The organism is Caballeronia sp. SEWSISQ10-4 2, assembly GCF_030464885.1.
In the GTDB taxonomy this organism is placed as follows: domain Bacteria; phylum Pseudomonadota; class Gammaproteobacteria; order Burkholderiales; family Burkholderiaceae; genus Caballeronia.
The window spans coordinates 1-1,223 of sequence record NZ_JALPRJ010000207.1 but is presented as its reverse complement, the minus strand read 5'-3'; the positions used below and the strand labels follow the sequence as shown (position 1 = coordinate 1,223).

Below are 1,223 nucleotides of genomic sequence, written 5' to 3'. Positions count from 1 at the left end.
CCTCGTTTTACTCTCGGGAGCTTACTTTCGCTGGCCCCTTACATAGTATCTAGGAGATCAGACAATCGAGCAGATTCCTGACCTTCCATTCGTCGCATAACCTCGGGTACCTCCGTCATAGACCTGATCCGCGTACCTGTTAATCAACCGCGATAACGATCTTGCCGAAATGATTGCGGCTGTCCAGATGTTCGAGAGCGTCTGGAATTTCGGAGAACCCGAAAACACTATCGACCACCGGCTTGACCTTCCCGATTGCGATAGCGCGCATCATGACCTCCGCCGCATCCCGGCTGCCGGACATGATCCCGTCGATATGAACAGACTTGGTCATCAATGGGTAAATAGGCAGGCTCGCCTCCACCCCTCCGAGAATGCCGACCTGTGAGATATGCCCACCATTGGCCACTGCAACGATCGATTCACCAAGTGTGGAGCCTGCCACATCCACAACGAGGTCAACACCGCGCCCACCCGTCAGCTCCGACACAATCTTCCCCCAACCGGGAGTGTGAGAGTAATTGATTGTGTGATGTGCACCAAGCGCCTTCGCGCGCTCCAACTTCGCATCGCTCGACGAAATGATGAAAGTCTCAGCGCCGGCAGCCATGGCAAATTGCAACGCCATTAAGGACACACCACCGGTGCCCTGCACAAGGACAGCGTCTCCCGCCTTAATATTCGAACTCTCGGTTATCGCCGACCAGGCAGTAACCCCGGCACAGGGAAGCGTCGCCGCCTCGGCGTCGCTGAGAAAATCCGGTACTTTGATAAGCTCAGCTTCGGAGACGACCAGATATTCTGTGGCAACGCCGTCATATGTGCCCCCGCGGTCCCTTTCGAACTTATGCGGAGCGATCGTGCCACCGAGCCAATCGGGATAATAGGTCGCAATTGCGCGGTCACCGGTCTTCACACGATTTACGCCAGCACCTACCTCGACCACTTCTCCGACGGCATCCGATAGCGGGATAAGCGGGTATTGGACTGGCATATACCCCTTGACTACGAACAAGTCACGATAGTTAAGTGAGATCGCTTTCACTTTGAGACGGACCAAGCCGGCAGCAACAGCTCCCTCTTCACGATCCGTTACCCGCAGCGCATCAACACCGACACCGGTAAGTTCCACCACTCTCACGGCATGTCCTTTCTAGAATTAAGTGACCCCCGGCAAAGCCGGGGGTTTATTGGGTGAGCGCCTCAAAGGCGCCATGACCCCG

At 55.8% G+C, this 1,223-nt stretch carries 1 protein-coding gene; it reads right to left on the bottom strand.

From position 1 onward, the window contains the following. Window positions 1-139: 139 nt before the first annotated feature. Window positions 140-1,141: an NAD(P)-dependent alcohol dehydrogenase gene (locus tag M0D69_RS43625; RefSeq protein WP_301787981.1), complete on the bottom strand. Its 1,002-nt coding sequence runs from the start codon at window positions 1,139-1,141 to the stop codon at window positions 140-142. Window positions 1,142-1,223: the final 82 nt, after the last annotated feature.